The sequence below is a fragment of the Mesorhizobium sp. genome, assembly GCF_005063415.1.
Taxonomy (GTDB): domain Bacteria; phylum Pseudomonadota; class Alphaproteobacteria; order Rhizobiales; family Rhizobiaceae; genus Mesorhizobium.
On the sequence record NZ_SUEG01000347.1, the window covers coordinates 1 to 938 of the forward strand.

At 63.5% G+C, this 938-nt stretch carries 1 protein-coding gene; it reads left to right on the forward strand.

Annotation, left to right across the window (positions count from 1 at the left end; all coding sequences use genetic code 11):
- Nucleotides 1–938 (forward strand): elongation factor Tu (gene tuf, locus E5W70_RS32515; protein WP_292665466.1); only part of this gene is annotated, 938 nt, incomplete at both ends.

Here is a 938-nt window from a genome sequence, read left to right on the forward strand (position 1 = left end):
ATGGCAAAAGGTAAATTCGAGCGCACTAAGCCTCATGTGAACATTGGCACGATTGGTCACGTCGACCATGGCAAGACGTCGCTGACGGCGGCGATCACCAAGTATTTTGGCGAATACAAGCGCTACGACCAGATCGATGCGGCGCCGGAAGAGAAGGCGCGCGGCATCACGATTTCGACGGCGCATGTCGAATACGAGACCGCCAACCGCCACTATGCCCATGTCGACTGCCCCGGCCACGCCGACTATGTGAAGAACATGATCACCGGTGCCGCGCAGATGGACGGCGCGATCCTGGTGGTGTCGGCCGCCGACGGCCCGATGCCGCAGACCCGCGAGCACATCCTTTTGGCCCGTCAGGTCGGCGTGCCCTCGATCGTGGTGTTCTTGAACAAGGTCGACCAGGTCGACGACGCCGAGCTGCTCGAGCTGGTCGAGCTCGAGGTGCGCGAGCTTTTGACCAAGAACGAGTTCCCCGGCGACGACATTCCGATCGTCAAGGGTTCGGCGCTTGCCGCGCTTGAAGATAGCGACAAAAAGATCGGCGAGGACGCCATCCGCGAATTGATGGCTGCGGTCGATGCCTACATCCCGACGCCGGTTCGTCCGCTCGACAAGCCGTTCCTGATGCCGATCGAGGACGTGTTCTCGATCTCGGGCCGCGGCACGGTGGTGACCGGCCGCGTCGAGCGCGGCGTCGTCAAGGTCGGCGAGGAGCTGGAGATCGTCGGCATCCGCCCGACCACCAAGACGACCTGCACGGGCGTCGAGATGTTCCGCAAGCTGCTCGACCAGGGCCAGGCCGGCGACAACATCGGCGCGCTGCTGCGCGGTGTCGACCGTGAAGGCGTCGAGCGCGGCCAGGTCCTGGCCAAGCCCGGCACCGTCAAGCCGCACAAGAAGTTCGTTGCCGAAGCCTACATCCTGACCAAGGACGA